The 14,839-nt window shown below is 65.1% G+C and carries 13 protein-coding genes; 4 read left to right on the top strand and 9 right to left on the bottom strand.

The window, feature by feature from the left end; translation table 11 throughout:
- Positions 1–105: 105 nt before the first annotated feature.
- The 5 genes from DVS29_RS24395 to DVS29_RS24375 form a co-directional block, all read right to left on the bottom strand.
- Positions 106–999, bottom strand: coding sequence for a LysR family transcriptional regulator (locus DVS29_RS24395; RefSeq protein WP_118183091.1), 894 nt, complete (start codon positions 997–999; stop codon positions 106–108).
- 112 nt (positions 1,000–1,111) lie between these two features.
- The gene (locus DVS29_RS24390) at positions 1,112–2,281 is read right to left on the bottom strand and encodes a porin (protein WP_118183090.1); all 1,170 of its coding nucleotides are present in this window, start codon (positions 2,279–2,281) and stop codon (positions 1,112–1,114) included.
- 134 nt (positions 2,282–2,415) lie between these two features.
- Entirely contained in the window at positions 2,416–3,171 is a 756-nt protein-coding gene (locus tag DVS29_RS24385) for an SDR family NAD(P)-dependent oxidoreductase (protein ID WP_118183089.1), read from the bottom strand.
- Positions 3,168–4,463, bottom strand: a complete 1,296-nt coding sequence (locus DVS29_RS24380) for an MFS transporter (protein WP_118183147.1) — start codon at positions 4,461–4,463, stop codon at positions 3,168–3,170. Before DVS29_RS24380 ends, DVS29_RS24385 begins: the two co-directional genes overlap by 4 nt.
- A 78-nt stretch (positions 4,464–4,541) precedes the next feature.
- Positions 4,542–5,825, bottom strand: coding sequence for an MFS transporter (locus DVS29_RS24375; protein ID WP_118183088.1), 1,284 nt, complete (start codon positions 5,823–5,825; stop codon positions 4,542–4,544).
- A 288-nt stretch (positions 5,826–6,113) separates the two neighbouring features.
- On the opposite strand from DVS29_RS24375, the gene DVS29_RS24370 reads away from it, so the two are divergent.
- On the top strand, positions 6,114–6,854 hold the full coding sequence (locus tag DVS29_RS24370; protein ID WP_118183087.1) for an FCD domain-containing protein: 741 nt from the start codon (positions 6,114–6,116) through the stop codon (positions 6,852–6,854).
- Between the two features lie 100 nt (positions 6,855–6,954).
- Positions 6,955–8,340 (top strand): MmgE/PrpD family protein, encoded by a 1,386-nt coding sequence (locus tag DVS29_RS24365; protein ID WP_118183086.1) that lies wholly within the window; start codon positions 6,955–6,957, stop codon positions 8,338–8,340.
- A gap of 169 nt (positions 8,341–8,509) precedes the next feature.
- On the opposite strand, the gene DVS29_RS24360 is transcribed toward DVS29_RS24365, so the two are convergent.
- Both DVS29_RS24360 and DVS29_RS24355 read right to left on the bottom strand, forming a co-directional pair.
- On the bottom strand, positions 8,510–9,835 hold the full coding sequence (locus DVS29_RS24360) for an MFS transporter (protein WP_118183085.1): 1,326 nt from the start codon (positions 9,833–9,835) through the stop codon (positions 8,510–8,512).
- 238 nt (positions 9,836–10,073) lie between these two features.
- Positions 10,074–10,505: a VOC family protein gene (locus tag DVS29_RS24355; protein WP_118183084.1), complete on the bottom strand. Its 432-nt coding sequence runs from the start codon at positions 10,503–10,505 to the stop codon at positions 10,074–10,076.
- A gap of 246 nt (positions 10,506–10,751) precedes the next feature.
- Between DVS29_RS24355 and DVS29_RS24350 the strand changes: the two genes are divergently transcribed.
- Positions 10,752–11,492, top strand: coding sequence for a GntR family transcriptional regulator (locus DVS29_RS24350; RefSeq protein WP_118183083.1), 741 nt, complete (start codon positions 10,752–10,754; stop codon positions 11,490–11,492).
- Between the two features lie 51 nt (positions 11,493–11,543).
- Here the strand turns inward: DVS29_RS24350 and DVS29_RS24345 are convergent, their stop codons facing one another.
- Complete coding sequence (locus DVS29_RS24345) at positions 11,544–12,185, bottom strand: glutathione S-transferase family protein (protein ID WP_118183082.1); 642 nt, start codon at positions 12,183–12,185, stop codon at positions 11,544–11,546.
- 255 nt (positions 12,186–12,440) lie between these two features.
- On the opposite strand from DVS29_RS24345, the gene DVS29_RS24340 reads away from it, so the two are divergent.
- Positions 12,441–13,328 carry an SDR family oxidoreductase gene (locus tag DVS29_RS24340; RefSeq protein ID WP_118183081.1) on the top strand — a complete coding sequence of 296 codons (888 nt, stop codon included), beginning with the start codon at positions 12,441–12,443 and terminating at the stop codon, positions 13,326–13,328.
- 6 nt (positions 13,329–13,334) lie between these two features.
- Here the strand turns inward: DVS29_RS24340 and DVS29_RS24335 are convergent, their stop codons facing one another.
- Positions 13,335–14,741 (bottom strand): inorganic phosphate transporter, encoded by a 1,407-nt coding sequence (locus DVS29_RS24335; RefSeq protein WP_118183080.1) that lies wholly within the window; start codon positions 14,739–14,741, stop codon positions 13,335–13,337.
- Positions 14,742–14,839 lie beyond the last annotated feature (98 nt).

Below are 14,839 nucleotides of genomic sequence, written 5' to 3'. Positions count from 1 at the left end.
CAGTATCGGAGAGTGAGGCCTTTCGAGCTATGAACGCGGGTTCATAGCAGCTATGACGCAATGCTCAGAATAATGAAGGAGGTAATGAAAGCGAAAGGGCGCCGTTCACTGCCAGGCTTTCGCCGCGCTTTCACGCGCGATGTCGAGCATCAGCGACGTCATGGCCGACAGCGGCCGGCCGCGCCGCGTGATCGCCACGATGCGCCGGCGCATCAGCGGCGCCAGGATCGGCACGCGGGTGAGCTGATATTCGCGCAACAGCTTTTCCGGAATCAGGTTCGGCAGAATGCACTGACCGTTGGTAAGCGACACGAGCTTGAGCATGGCGTCCACGGTCTCGACTTCCGCCGCGACCGTTGCGTTGAAGTCGCGCGTATGCAGCATGCGCCGCAACGCGTAGCCGGCCGGAAAGACCACGAGCGGCGGCGTCCTGGCATCGAGCGTGATGCCCGGAAGGCTCGCGAACTGCGAGCTTTCGTGCACGACGAAGCCCATGTCTTCCTCGAACAGCGGCGTGATGTCGAGTTCGTCGCTGGCCACCGCCGAGTCGTAGACGAAGCCGATCTCCGCGCGCCCCGACTCCACCAGCTCGACGACACCGGGCGAACTTCGCCCGAGCAGCACGACACCGGCGCTGGGCCGTTGCGCCATGAACTTCGCGGCCACTTCGGCCATGAAGTAATAGGTGAGCGTATGAATGGTCGCGACGTTCAGCGTGCCCGCGGTGATGCCGTGCTGATCGCGCAGTTGCGTGAGCGTGCCGTCGATCAGCTGATACGCGGAGCGCGCCGCTTCGAGCAGCTTCTGCCCTGCCTCGGTGGGCGACACGCCGCGTCCGTTGCGCACGAACAGTGTCTGCCCGATCGCGCTTTCGAGACTCGCAAGCTGACGGCTCAGTCCCGATTGCGTGAGCGACAGCGCGTCGGCCGCGCCGGATAGTGAACCGCAGTTCGCGATTTCGACGAACAGGCGCAGTTGATGATCGAGGTTGCTCTTCATGCTTGATCTGACGGGAAGGTGTCGCGTGATTTCCGCTTAAGGTAACACCAGCCGCATGTCAAAGGCCCGGAGCGGATGCGCCGGGCCTTTGCTGCCAGTCACGCTCAAACGATCAGAACTTGTGGTGAATCGCAACCCGCGCGACTGCCTGGCGGTTGTTCGACGAATCGCCGAGATTGCCGATGTCGGCCACCGCGGGCGCGCCCGTGGAGCTGGTGCCGCTCGCGGTCTGGTAGGTGCCGAGCAGATACACGTCGGTGCGCTTCGACAGCGAATAGTCGAGCAGCAGCGAGACCTGGTTGTAGCCCTGATCGCCCAGGTCGCCGCGCACGGCGTTGCCCTTCGTGTAGTTGTATTCGATCGCCGCCGCGAACGCCGGCGTAACGCGGTACAGCGCGTTCACTTCATAGCTGTTGAAGGTTGCGGACGCGCCGTTGAACGCGCCGATGTTCAGATAGCGCGTGTTCGAATACACCGCGCCGAGCAACGCATTGCCGATGCGGTAACTGCCGCCCACTGCGACGATCTGCAGCGAATTCGCGGGACGCGTGCCGAGATAGCCGGAGTTGAGCGAGTTGAACGTCGAGGCGGACGCGTTGTCGTTCAGGATCGCCCCCGACGCGGCTGGATTCTTGAACAGCTCGTACGCCGCGCCGATGCCGAACGGTCCCGCCGCGTAGTTCGCGCCGAGCGTGTAGCCGCTCGACTGCGAGATCGAACCCGCCACGCCGCCGAGCGTCGCCGTGCCACCGAAGGTCAGCCCGCGCAGGTTCGGGCTCGTGTACTTCACCGTGTTGTTCGCGCGATAGGTGTGGTTCACGTTGTCGATGTCGCCCGGGTGTTCCGTCGTCGACCCGCCGTAGGCGAGCGCGAAACCGTAGTTGCCGACATAGTCGTTGATGCTGTCGTACTGGCGGCCCAGCGTGACCGAGCCGAACTGCTGGCTCGTCAGCCCGACGAACGCCTGGCGGCCGAACGCGGTGCCGCCCTGCCCGAACTGCCCGGTGCTCAGATTCACCCCCGATTCGAGGATGAAGATCGCGGAGAGGCCGCCGCCCAGATCTTCTTTGCCTTTCAAGCCCCAGCGGCTACCCTGCGTGCCCGAATTCGAATCCACCGAAAATTGCCGCCCACCCACGTTGTGCCCGTTCACCACGTTCTTCGCGTTGGTGTTGATCATGATCCCTTCGTCGAGGATGCCGTACAACGTCACGCTGCTTTGCGCGTGCGCCGCTCCGGCGATCAGACCCAATGCCGGCACTGCCCAGACTGCCTTCTTCATCACTGTCTCCGTTGTGAGTTGAATGAATGACCCAACCTTTATTTATTCGTATTACTGATTAATAGCGTCAGACCAGCGGCAGCGCGATTCCTTTTTCATGCCACTGGTTTTCTGCTATTCGAAGCGTCCAGCTGTCAGCCGAGGAACGCCCCGCCGTTCGCGTGGATGACCTGTCCCGTCAGATAGCGCGCCTTGTCGCCGCACAGGAATCCGACCAGCGCCGCGACTTCTTCCGGTTGACCGCGGCGCCCGAGCAGCGTCGTGCGCTCCGCGTGGTGCGCCGGCTGACGATCGCCGGCCGCGCCGCCACGGTGCGTGTCGATCAGGCCCGGCACCACGCAGTTCACCGTGATGCCATCCGGCGCGAGATCATGCGCGAGCGCCCGCGTGAGCCCGACGAGACCCGCCTTTGCCGCAATCACGTGCGCCCGTCCGCTCGATCCCGCATGCGCGGACATGCCGCCGATGTTCACGATCGCGCCCGCGCCCGACGCGCGCAGATGCGGCAACGCGGCGCGCGCGCACAGGTACGCGCCATCGAGAATGACCGACATCACGTCGCGCCATTGCTGCCAGTCGAGATCGTCGAACGGCACTTCGCGCCGCACGGCCGCGTTGTTCACCAGCAGATCGATGCGGCCGTAGCGCCGCGCGGCCGCGTCCATCAGTGCCTGCGCACCGTCCGGCGTGCTGACGTCGGCCAGTTCGACCGCTGCGTTGCCGCCCGCGGCTTCGATCGCGTGGACGACGCTCGCGGCTTCGTCGGCGGAACTGCGTGCGCTGACGACGACGGTCGCGCCCGCCGCCGCGAGTTCGAGCGCGATCGCCCGGCCGATGTTGCGCGCGGCGCCCGTTACGACGGCGACGCGCCCGCCCGTAGCTGCATTCATGGATGAACTCCTAGTGATTCAGTCGAAGAAGATTGATCGTGGTGCGCGTCGAGCCGGCGGTCCGGACGGATCCAGAACGCGAGCACGATGCCGATGAACAGCAGCCCGATCGACATCAGGAACGGCACGCGATAGCTGCCCGTCAGATCCGTCACGATGCCGAACGCGAGCGGCGACACGATCGCCGCGAGACCCGCCGCGGTGCTGACGAAGCCGCTCGCGACGCCCGCGAAAGCCGGCGCGATATCCATCGGCACCGCCCAGACCGGTCCTTCAGTGGACTCGAGGCAGAACAGCGCGGCAGCGAGGCACAGCGCGATGACGGTCTGGTTGTGCACGAAGAACACGCACGACAGGAACAGCAGCGAGCCGAGGAAGCCGCACACGATCACGTTGCGGCGCGCGCGGTTCAGGTTGCCGGTACGCCGGTAGATCGCATCGGTCAGCAGGCCGCCCGCCGTGTCGCCGATCACACCCGCGAGAAATACGCCGGACGTGAAGAGCGCCGAGTGCTTCAGATCGATGTGATAAACGGCGACGAAAAAGCTCGGCAGCCAGCTCAGATAGAGCCAAAGCGTCCACGCGTGGCAGAAGAACACCAGCGTCACCGGCATCATGCGACGCGTAAGCGGCCACCACGGCACCGCGGTGCGGTGACGCGGGCCCGCATACGCCGGCAGCACGTCGATCTCCGCGAGCGTCACGCCTTTATGCGTGCGCGGATCGTCGCGGAAATACAGCCACCACACGGCGACCCACACGAGGCTCACCAGGCCGAGCGCAACGAATGCGCCACGCCAGCCGAGCAGCGGAATCAATGCAACCAGGAGCGGCGGCGTGATCGCAGCAGCCGCGCGCGCCGCCGAATGCGTGAAGCCCTGTGCGAAGCCGCGCTTCACCGGCGGCACCCAGTTGGTCATCGCGCGCGTCGCGTTCGGAATCGTGCCGGCCTCGCCGAGCCCCACGCACATCCGAGCGAACACCAGCGAACCGAGACCGCCGATCACCCCCGTGGTCAGTGTGCCGATCGCCCACAGCAGGCCGGAAATGGCGAGCATGCGGCGCGGCCCGATGCGGTCGCCGAGATAGCCGTTGACGATCTGGAACGTCGCATAGCAATAGCCGAACGCAGACAGCGCGACGCCGAGACTCGTATTGCTCAGATGCAGCTCTTTTTTCAGCAGCGGCGCCGCGATCGACAGATTTACGCGGTCGACGTACTCGATGAAATACATCGCGCAGATGAGCATGAAAACGCGACCGGTCGCGCCGCGGAACAGACTGGTCTTCATCTTGCGCGATCCCTTCGAATGCAGCACTGCATAACGATCTCCAAGAATTCCATACGAACCATCAGGCACGCGCCCCGCTCAGTTGCGCAGCCGCTTGCCGGCGGTTTCGGGCGCGAGAAAGACCAGCGGCAAACCGATCACGTAGATCAGCGATACCAGCGTGATTGCGAACGGATACGAACCGAACGCAGCCGCGAGCGCACCGACGAGCGTCGGGCCGACCGCCCCCACGATGCGGCCGAAGCTGAACGCGAAGCCCGAGCCGAGCGCGCGCAGCATCGTCGGAAACATCTCCGGCAACCAGATCGTGTAGAGCGAAAACACGCCGCTCGTAAAGAAGCCGAGCAGCGGCAGCATCCACATGAACAGCGTGAGGTTCTTCAGCATCAGCACCACGATGCCGTACGCGAACACGTTGCACATGGCCGCGCCGATGAAGAAGAACACGGCCGCGCGGCGACGTGTCGCGAACCAGCGCACGATCCACGGCATGCCGCCGCAGCCGGCGAGCGTGCCAAGGCTCATGATGAAGCCGGACAGCGAGCCGAGGTATTGCGCCGATGCGGCCGATTGACCGAGCGAACGCTGCCACGTCGACACAAGCGTAGGAATCCAGAAGGTCGACGACCAGAGCCCGAAGATCAGGCAGGTCATCATCAGCGCAGCGCACCAGGTGGTCATCGCGCGACCCTTGCCGAACAGCTCGCGCCAGGACACCTGTTCCTGCGCGCTGGCACGCTGCTCGGTCCAGCGCGGCGATTCGGGCACGCCGGCACGCAGCCACACCGTGAGCAGCGCTGGTGCGGTGCCGATCAGGAACAGCGCGCGCCAGCCGAAGTGCGGCAGCACGAACAGCGCGGTGACGGACGCCAGCAGAAAGCCGATCGGCGTGCCCGTGTGCAGCCAGCCCGACAGTCGTACGCGCAGATGCTCGGGCACGGACTCCTGCAGCAGCGGCGCGCCCGCGGCCCATTCGCCGCCGATGCCGAAGCCCGTCAGAAAGCGGAACACGGCGAACGACACGATGCCGGACGCGAGACCGCACGCGCCGGTGAAGATCGAGTAGATGAAGATCGTCGCGCACATGGCCGGTACGCGTCCGAAGCGGTCCGCGAACCAGCCCCACACCATCGAACATGCCCAGCCGAGCATGAAGAGGCTGAACATCAGTCCTCCGAAACGTGCGATGTGCGCGTGATCCGCGGGCAGGCCGCTGGCCGGCAGCAGCTCGGTCAGCGCGGCCACGATCACGTAGATGTAGATCGCGTTGTCGAAGCCATCGAGCGTCCATCCGGCCCACGTCGCGAAGAACACGCGATACGGGCGGGCGGTGCGGACTGCGGTGCCGGCACTGACGAACATCCACTGTCTCCTGTCTCCGGCGCGCCGCGTTGCGGTGGTGCGGCGCGTCCTGTCATCGGTGGCGTCCGGCCTCCCCTGCAACGGGGTTACCGTCTGCTTTCGTCCTTGTTATTGCATTACGAATATTGTCGACAAAGCTGAGTCCGATGCGGACCGCACCGAAAATCTTTCGCAATCTCGTCTCTGAAATGCCTTGAAGCCCGATCTGAAGCGAAGTATATTGTCGACAATCGTCAACATGCAAGTCTTACGGTAAAATTTCTGCTTTCCAACGTCTGGATCCGTCCCATGCACCGCGCCGCCAATTCGCTCGAACTGCTCCGCTCCGTCACCCTGTCGGGGCTCGTCCAGGAGGAAATCCTGCGCCGCATCAAGGCCGGCGAACTGCAGGCCGGCATGAAGCTGAACGAGATGGATCTCGCGGAGCATCTGAAGATCAGCCGCAGTCCGGTGCGCGAGGCATTTCGTGCGCTCGAGGAAGCGGGTCTCGTATGGCTCGAGAAAAATCGCGGCGTCTATATCAGAGAAATCTCGGACGCCGAGGCGGCCGAACTGTATGAAGTGCGCGCGGGTCTCGATGAGATGGCCGGTCGCCGTCTCGCGCCGGTCATCACGGACGCGGAGCTCGATGAGTTGCGCGGCATGCTGGATCGCCTCGAGGCCTGCTCGAAGGATGACGAACTCAACGACTACTTCTCGCTGAACATCGCGTTTCACGACCGGCTCGTCGAACTGGCCGGCAATGCGACGATGCTCGCGCTCTACCGCCAGGTGATCAACCGGATGCACCTGCTGCGCCGGCGCGGCTTCTCGCTGGCGGGCAGCTCGCGCGCGTCGCACGACGAGCACCGCAAGATTCTCGAAGCGCTGGCCGCGCGCGACCCCGACGCCGTCGCGCGCACGATGCGCCAGCACGTCGAAGCGGGCTATCACCGTGCGCACACGGCGGGCGCGGGAAGCGAAGACGGCACGGACCAGCCGGCCGACCTTCCCCACCGAACGCAGGACAGCAGCGAACAACCGCGCTGACGAACGCTGCGCCGCGTGGCTCATTGCTGCACGGCGCGCGCTTCCGGCAGCACCGGACGGGCAGATTTCTTCGAACCGACAGACTGGAGCGGGACATCCGATGAACATGAATACCACCGATTCAACATTAAGCATTGCTGAGCAACTTGGAACTTGGATTGCATCGATCGACGAAGCGCGGCTGCCCGCCGCCGCGATCGATACCGCGCGCCTGCTGCTCGCCGACGTCACGGGCCTGTGCATCGCGGGGCGTGCCGAAAGCTATGTCCGCGCAACGCTCGCCGCGACCGATCGCAACGGTACCTGCACCGCGATCGGTCACGCGGGCAGCTTCAGCGCGTTCGATGCCGCGTTGATCAACGGCACCGCGGCGCACGGCGAGGATTACGACGATACGTTCGAAGGCGGCCCGGTGCATTCGGGCGCGGTCGTCGTGCCTGCGGTGCTCGCGGCCTGTGAACGCGAAGGCCTGGGCGGCGACGCGTTGCTGCGCGGCATCGCGACCGGCGCGGAACTGATGTGCCGGCTGAGCCTCGTTGCGCCACGCGCGATTCATTCCGCAGGCTTCCATCCCACCGCCGTGATCGGCGCGCTCGCTGCCGCCGCCGGCGTATCGGCCGCGTTGCGGCTCGACGCACAGGCCGCGACGTCGGCGCTCGGCATTGCGGGCAGCATGGCGTCGGGCATCATCGAGTACCTCGCGGAAGGCACGTCGACGAAGCGCATGCACGCAGGATGGGCCGCGCAATCCGGTATCCGCGCCGCGCTGATGGCGCGCGCGGGCTTCGACGGTCCGCGCACGGTGCTCGAAGGCCGCCACGGTTTCTTCAAGGCATTCGCGCCGTCGCGTACGCCGGATTTCGAGCCGGCGCTCAACGGGCTCGGCGATAGCTGGATCATGTCGACGATCGCGTTCAAGCCGTACGCGTGCGGGACGATGACGCAACCGTACATCGACTGCGCGATTGCGCTCGCCGAGCGCGGCGTGCAGGCGGCGCAGATCGAAGAGATCGTCTGCGACGTCGGCGAAGGGACCGTGCATCGTCTGTGGGAAGAACTGGCCGTCAAGCATCGGCCGCCCACTGCGTATGCTGCGAAATTCAGCACGCCGTTCTGCATGGCCGTGGGCTTCTTCGATCGCAAGGCCGGCTTCGAGCAGTTCACCGAAGCACGCATTCACGACGCGCAGGTGCTCGCGCTCGCCGCGAAGATCCGCTACCGGATCGATCCGGAGAACGAATATCCGAAGAACTTCACCGGGCATCTGCGCGCAACGCTTGCCGATGGCAGCGTGCACGAAATCCGCCAGCCGCACATGCGGGGCGGCGCGCACGAACCGCTGTCGGCGGCAGAGCTGAACGCGAAGTTCATCGACAACGCGCGCTACGGCGGCTGGGATGCCGAGAACGCGGAAGCCGCGCGCACGTGGTGCGAGCACGTGTTCGGCGCGACCACGATGGCTGGCGCCGCGCAATTGCGGCACTGAGTTTTGCGGTTGCAGGACGCCGCCCGCGCTTGACGATGCGGGCGGTGTCTTGTTGCGATGCGAGCCGCGCAGCGACGCGGCCCGATATCGCGAAACGGAGCGGGCATCGAGCCCGCTTTCACTCTCGATACGCTCCATCGAGATTCCCTCTTCTCACGCAACGCGACCTTCAGGACGCGTCCATCTGCGCTGCAAAACCGCTTGCCGCAGCGTTCGATTCGCCTTCGGGCTCGCCCAGGTACGGTCGGTCCGGCCGGATCCAGTGCGCGGCGATCGGGCCTAGCGCGAGGAAGAAAATCGATAGCGCGAACACCGGCTGCCACGAGTGCGTCAGATCGACGAGCCAGCCGACGAGCGGCGGCGATACCGACGCCGCGATGCCAAGCCCTGTGTTCATGATGCTGCTCGACGTGGCCGAATGATTCGGCGCGAGGTCCATCGCGACGGCCCACAGCGGCGCGGTCACGAACTCGGACAGAAACAGCGCGGCAGCGAGCGAGCATGCCGCGGCCATCGACGACGGATGCAGGAACATCGGGATGAAGAACACGATCGGCGCGAGAAAGCCGACCGTGATCAGCGTTTGCCGCGCGCGGCGCAGATTGCCGGTGCGCCTGAACAGCAGGTCGCTCAGCCAGCCGCCGAGCGTCGTGCCCACCACGCCGCTCAGAAAGATGCCCGAGCTGAACACGGCCGAATGCCGGATGTTCAGGTGATAGGCCTGCGCGAAGAACGACGGCATCCAGTTCAGGAAGAACCACAGGATCCAGCCGTGACAGAAACTCACGACGGTTGCCGGCCACAACGCGCGCAGCAGCGGCGCCCAGCGCATCGGTACGCGTGTCTTGCTGACCTTCACGGGTAGACGCGCGATGTCTTCGGGCGTGATGCCCGGATGATCCGCGGGATCGTCGCGGTAATACCAGAGCCACAATCCAACCCACGCGAGGCTCGCGATGCCGAGGATCACGAACGCCGCATGCCACGAAAACGCGGTGATCAGCGCCGCGACGACGAGCGGCGTGGATGCATTGCCGAGTCGCGCGCACGCGTGCGTGACGCCTTGCGCAAAGCCGCGCTGGTCGGGCTTCATCCATGCGGTCAGCGCACGCGCCGACGCCGGCACGATCGGGCTTTCGCCGAGGCCCACGACGAAGCGCGCGAGCAGCAGCGTGCCCAGGCCGCCCGCGAATCCCGTGAGAAGCGTGCCGACGCCCCACAGCACGCCGCAGATCGCGAGCATTTTGCGCGCGCCTAGCCGGTCGCCGAGGAAGCCGCCCGGAATCATTGCGATCGCGTAGGTCATCGCGAACGCGGAGAACACGATGCCGAGTTGCGAATTGTTGAGCTGCAGGTCGCGCCGGATCGCGAGCGCGGCCGTCGAAATATTGGTCCGGTCGATGTACATCAGGAACGACATGATGCACAGGACCAGCAGCACGCCGTTGGTGGCGGAGAAGCGTCTACGCGCGCTCGCGCCGTTGGATGTTGCCATTGTCTCTCTCCATGCAGGCGCGCCGTGCGGGGACAGCGCGTCGTTGCGACTGCGTGTGCCCAGCTTCCGTATCGCGTTGCCGCGACGAGGCGGCACGCGTCATACGGAATGACGGGCATTGCTGCAACCTGCTTTTCGCCTGCGCATTGCGTGCGCGGCGACGCGCCGGACGCGTCGTGTTGTGTTGTGTTGTGTGTGGAGCCTGTGCGCCGGCGCGCTACTACTGCTGATTCTGGCGTTATTCGAGCACTTCGCCGTGCACGCCGGCCGAGAGCGTGTCCTTTTCCCAGCGCTTCATCGGCACGACTTCCGCCACCGGACCGTTCGGCGAGCGGAACTTGACGGGCAGATGGCCGGGCGCCGTCAGGATCTCGCCGCCGTTCGCCTTGATCTGCTCGATGAATGCATCGAGGTCTTCCACTTCCATGCCGATGTGATGAATGCACGGCGCGGGACCCGCGAAATCCGCCTCGTCGGAATCGGCCGACTCGTAGTGGATCAGCGTCAGGTCCATATAGCCGTCGGTCAGGTGATGCGAGATGTGATCGCCGTTCTTGCCCTTGCGGCGCACCGTGTTCACGTGCCGGTAGCCGAACACGTTCTCGTAGAACGCGCGCTCCTTCTCGACGTCTTCGACCTTGAATGCGATGTGCTTGATGAAATTCGGCATTGCGGTAGCTCCTCGTGATTGCCGCGCGGGATCGGGTAGCGCGATGTGGCAAGTCTAGGGTCGCGAATCCTCCGAGTCAATCGAATCATTCGAATGATTCGATTTAAATGATAGAGTCCGTGATGGCGATCTCCCGTACGCATTGCAGGTTTCCCCGCAAGACTCAGGCGGACGACTCGCAGCCGTCCAGACCGATCCTGTATCCTTCCGACATCTTCGCCAACCGCCCTCTTTCAAGCGCCACCGATGTCAGCCACCCGTCATTCCAGCGACCAGCCGCTCTACGAAATCGTTCGCGCCGGCATACTCGAACGGCTCCACACCGGCGAGTGGGCGGCGGGCGACAGGATCCCCACCGAGCCGCAACTGGCCGAAGCATTCGGCGTCGGCATCGGCACGATCCGCCGCGCGGTCGAGGAACTGGTCGCCGAGCGGCTGCTGATCCGGCGCGCGAGGCTCGGCACGGTCGTCGCGAAGTTCGGCGACGAGCACGCCTTCGATCACTACTTCAATTTCGTCGACGAGAACGGCGAGGCCGTGCACGTCACCGCGCAGTTGCTGCGTTTCGGCAAGGAACGCGCGACTCCGACGCTGGCCGCGGCGCTCAAGCTCGAACGCGGCGCGCGGCTCGCGAGCGTCGAGAATCTGCGGCTGCGCGACGGCGCACCGGTGATGCTCGACCATCTGTGGTTTCCGCTCGACGTCTTCCCGAATCTCGATGCGGAGACCTTCGCCGCCCGGCGCGGCTCGATCTACGGCTTCTATCAGGAGCATTTCGGCATCTCGGTGGTGCGCGTGGTCGAAGACCTGAGCGGCGCGCTTGCGAACGAAAACGTGGCGGGCGCGCTGAATATCGAGGTCGGTACGCCGGTGCTGCGCATCGAGCGGACGGCCTATACGTTCAAGGACCGGCCGGTCGAATTTCGCGTGCGCTTCGTCGAATCGAGCCAGTGCGCGTATCGCAACGTGCGCGGGCTGCAGGACTAGCGGCACTGTCAGCGCGCGGCTTCGATCGAAGCCACGTCGCCGCGTCGTACGCTACGGCTGCACCGCGAGCGCAAAGCCCGGCCGCGCGCGAACCTCGTCCAGCCAGCGCCTGACGCCCGGCATCTCCGGCTGCGCATCGATCTCGCCGGGAAAGCGTTCCGCGAGCCCATACCAGCGGTGCGCAGCCAGCGCGACGACGATATCCGCGAGCGTGAAGTGCTCCATCGCGACGTACGTCCGCGTTTGCAGTTTCACGTCGAGCAGGCGCAGCAACCGCGCGGCCTCGTTGAACGCCGCGCGGATCGCGTCGTGATTGCGCTGCGCTTCCGGCGTGCGCGTGAGCCCGAGAAACGTGATGCGCAGGTTGGCCCACAGCGCGCTCAGTTGCCAGTCCATCCAGCGTTCCACCTCGGAACGCTCGCCCGCGTCAGCCGGCAGCAATGCGGTGTTGCCGTGTGTCGCCGCAAGATAGCGCAGGATCGTGTTCGATTCCCAGTGCGCCCGCCCGTTGTCGACGAGCACCGGCACCAGCCCGTTCGGGTTCAGTTCGAGAAATTCGGGGGTGTTGTTGACGCCGAAATCGAGGCCCGCATCGATCCGCTGAAAATCGCGGCCTTCCTCGAGGCCGAGTTCGGCGAGACACCACAACACCTTCTGCACGTTGATCGAACTGCGTCTTCCATAAAGCTTCATCGTTCACTGTTCCTCATGTGGAGTTGCGCCGGCCGGAGCGAGAAAAGAAAAAACCCAGACTGTGAAGCGTAAATGTCGACATTCTAGATTCAGCACGATCGCGATGTCGCCAACCCGCGCCAACCTGACTTCACTGAGCGCCCCGTCAGAGCGCGTTCAGCATCCTGTTAGTCAACTTAATATGATGACGTCACTACTTCAACGGAATGAAAAACGGTTGGATAGTGCCGTGGTCACGATCACGGAGACTTCACCATGCGAATCTTTCTGACCGGCGCGACCGGTTTCATCGGCTCGGCCATCGTTCCCGAACTCATCGCAGCGGGCCACCAGGTGCTCGGCATGACCCGTTCGGATGCAGGCGCGAAGGCGCTGACCGACGCGGGCGCCGAGGTGCATCGCGGCACGCTCGAGGATCCCGAGAGCCTACGCAGTGGCGCAGCGCAGGCGGATGCCGTCATTCACACCGCGTTCGATCACGACTTCTCCAGGTTCATCGAGAACTGCGAGAAGGACAAACGTGCGATCGCGGCGCTTGGTTCCGCGCTCGCCGGCTCGGACCGGCCGCTCGTCATCACGTCCGGCACGGGCATGGGCAGCGGTGAACATGGCGAACTGGCCAGCGAAGACGTGTTCAATACCAGCCACCCGAACCCGCGGATCGCGTCCGAACTGGCAGGCAATGCGCTGCTGGAATCGGGCATCAACGTGTCGGTAGTGCGCCTGCCGCAGGTTCACAACCCGTACAAGCAGGGCCTCATCTCGCCGCTCGTGGCCATCGCGCGCGAAAAAGGCGCGTGCGCGTACGTGGGCGAAGGCCGCAACCGATGGCCCGCCGGCCATCTGTCCGATGTCGCGCGACTCTATCGTCTCGCGATCGAAAAACGCGAGGCTGGCGCGCGCTATCACGCGGTCGGCGAAGAAGGGATCAGCAGCCGCGAAATCACCGAGGCGCTGGGCCGCGGCCTGAAGCTGCCGGTCGTTTCAATCGCGCCGAACGAGGCGGAAGCGCACTTCGGCTGGATGGCGATGTTCGTCGGCCTCGACATGCCGGCCTCCAGCGCGAAAACGCTGGCCGCGCTCGGCTGGAATCCGCACGGACCGACGCTGATCGCCGACCTGAACGAAGCGCGCTACGCGTAAGCGGCCTCACGCGAGCACGTAGAACAGCCCGCCCGCGAGGACGATCGTCACGGGCAGCGTGATCAGCCACGTCATCACGATGCGCGCGATCATGCCGCCCTGCACACCCTGCCCGCTTGCGGCCATCGTGCCCGCGATGCCCGACGTGATGATGTGCGTCGTGCTCACGGGCAGCCCGGTGAATCCCGCCGTGCCGATCAGCGCGGAGCCCACGAGTTCGGCACACGCGCCCTGGCCCGGCGTCATGTGCTGACGCCCAAGCCGCTCACCCAGCGTTCGTACGACGCGCCGGTAGCCGACCATCGTCCCCAGCCCGAGGCAGACGGCGCTGAGCACGCGCACCCACCATGGCGCGTATTCGACGGGCTGGCTCATCGACCTGCGCAGTTGCGATGCCTCTTTCCGCTGCGCTGCGGGCACTTCCTTGCGCTCGCTGATGTACTTCATTTCCGACACGACGTCGTACACATCGCCGCGCAATTGCGAGCGCGTAGCGCGTTCGTCGGCGGCAGGCGACTGGTCGGCGTGCAGTTCGCTCGCCTCCTGCACGAGTTGAGGCTGCGCGCGCACCAGTGCCTGCGCAGCCGCGAGCCCCTGCGCCTTGACGTCGTCGCCGTAGGCCGCGATCAACGGTCCGGCCTGCGCCGCGTGTTGCGCAAGCTCGGTCATCCGGTCCACGGCTGCGGGGTTCAGCGCATACGTCGCGGGCAACAGACCGATGATCGTCAGCATGATGAGGCCGATGCTCTTCTGGCCGTCGTTCGTGCCGTGCGAGAAACTGACAGTCGTGCAGGTCAGCACGAGCAGCCCGCGCAACCACCAGACCGGCTTTTCGCCATGCTGCGGCGGTTCGAGCAGATGCCCGCTACGCACGATCGTTCGCAGCACGAAGTACAGACCGCCCGCAATGACGAACCCCAGCACCGGCGAGATCGCGAGCCCTTCGAGCACCGTCACGATCTGGCGCCAGTCCACCCCCTGTTCGAGACTGCGCGACTTCAGCAACGCATCGGCGGCCGCCACGCCGATCAGCGAGCCGATCACGCAATGCGAACTGCTGTTCGGTATCGCGAACGCCCACGTCAGCACGTTCCAGAATAACGCCGACGCGAAGATCGACACGAGCATCGGCACCGCGGGCGAACCATCCGGCGGCGTCAGTACGTCGGGCGGCAGGATCTCGACGAGCGCGTACGCCACCGAAATGCCGCCAGCCAGCACGCCAATCAGGTTCAGGATGCCGGACCAGACGACCGCCTGCACCGGTTGCAGGGAATTCGTGTAGATCACGGTTGCCACCGCGTTCGACGAATCGTGAAAACCGTTGCTGGCCTCGAAGGCCAGCACCATGACGAGGCAGACGACGAGCATCGCCATGACAATGGCGGACGATGGAGCAAGGTGAGCGAGCATTGCGACGGACCGTGTACGGGACAGGCACACAGGGGTGCCACCGCGTACCGGGCGCGCCAGCCGCATGCCTGCCGGCGTGAATTTCGCGTGACAGCGTG

Source organism: Paraburkholderia phosphatilytica (assembly GCF_003443895.1).
GTDB lineage: Bacteria > Pseudomonadota > Gammaproteobacteria > Burkholderiales > Burkholderiaceae > Paraburkholderia > Paraburkholderia phosphatilytica.
This window is presented reverse-complemented; position numbering and strand designations above follow the sequence as displayed.

What these genes read in the sequence shown, in the direction of transcription:
- DVS29_RS24395 (WP_118183091.1), bottom strand. Translation starts at nt 999, where the DNA reads ATGAAGAGCAACCTCGATCATCAACTGCGCCTGTTCGTCGAAATCGCG.
- DVS29_RS24390 (WP_118183090.1), bottom strand. Translation starts at nt 2,281, where the DNA reads ATGAAGAAGGCAGTCTGGGCAGTGCCGGCATTGGGTCTGATCGCCGGA.
- DVS29_RS24385 (WP_118183089.1), bottom strand. Translation starts at nt 3,171, where the DNA reads ATGAATGCAGCTACGGGCGGGCGCGTCGCCGTCGTAACGGGCGCCGCG.
- DVS29_RS24380 (WP_118183147.1), bottom strand. Translation starts at nt 4,463, where the DNA reads ATGAAGACCAGTCTGTTCCGCGGCGCGACCGGTCGCGTTTTCATGCTC.
- DVS29_RS24375 (WP_118183088.1), bottom strand. Translation starts at nt 5,825, where the DNA reads ATGTTCGTCAGTGCCGGCACCGCAGTCCGCACCGCCCGCCCGTATCGC.
- DVS29_RS24370 (WP_118183087.1), top strand. Translation starts at nt 6,114, where the DNA reads ATGCACCGCGCCGCCAATTCGCTCGAACTGCTCCGCTCCGTCACCCTG.
- DVS29_RS24365 (WP_118183086.1), top strand. Translation starts at nt 6,955, where the DNA reads ATGAACATGAATACCACCGATTCAACATTAAGCATTGCTGAGCAACTT.
- DVS29_RS24360 (WP_118183085.1), bottom strand. Translation starts at nt 9,835, where the DNA reads ATGGCAACATCCAACGGCGCGAGCGCGCGTAGACGCTTCTCCGCCACC.
- DVS29_RS24355 (WP_118183084.1), bottom strand. Translation starts at nt 10,505, where the DNA reads ATGCCGAATTTCATCAAGCACATCGCATTCAAGGTCGAAGACGTCGAG.
- DVS29_RS24350 (WP_118183083.1), top strand. Translation starts at nt 10,752, where the DNA reads ATGTCAGCCACCCGTCATTCCAGCGACCAGCCGCTCTACGAAATCGTT.
- DVS29_RS24345 (WP_118183082.1), bottom strand. Translation starts at nt 12,185, where the DNA reads ATGAAGCTTTATGGAAGACGCAGTTCGATCAACGTGCAGAAGGTGTTG.
- DVS29_RS24340 (WP_118183081.1), top strand. Translation starts at nt 12,441, where the DNA reads ATGCGAATCTTTCTGACCGGCGCGACCGGTTTCATCGGCTCGGCCATC.
- DVS29_RS24335 (WP_118183080.1), bottom strand. Translation starts at nt 14,741, where the DNA reads ATGCTCGCTCACCTTGCTCCATCGTCCGCCATTGTCATGGCGATGCTC.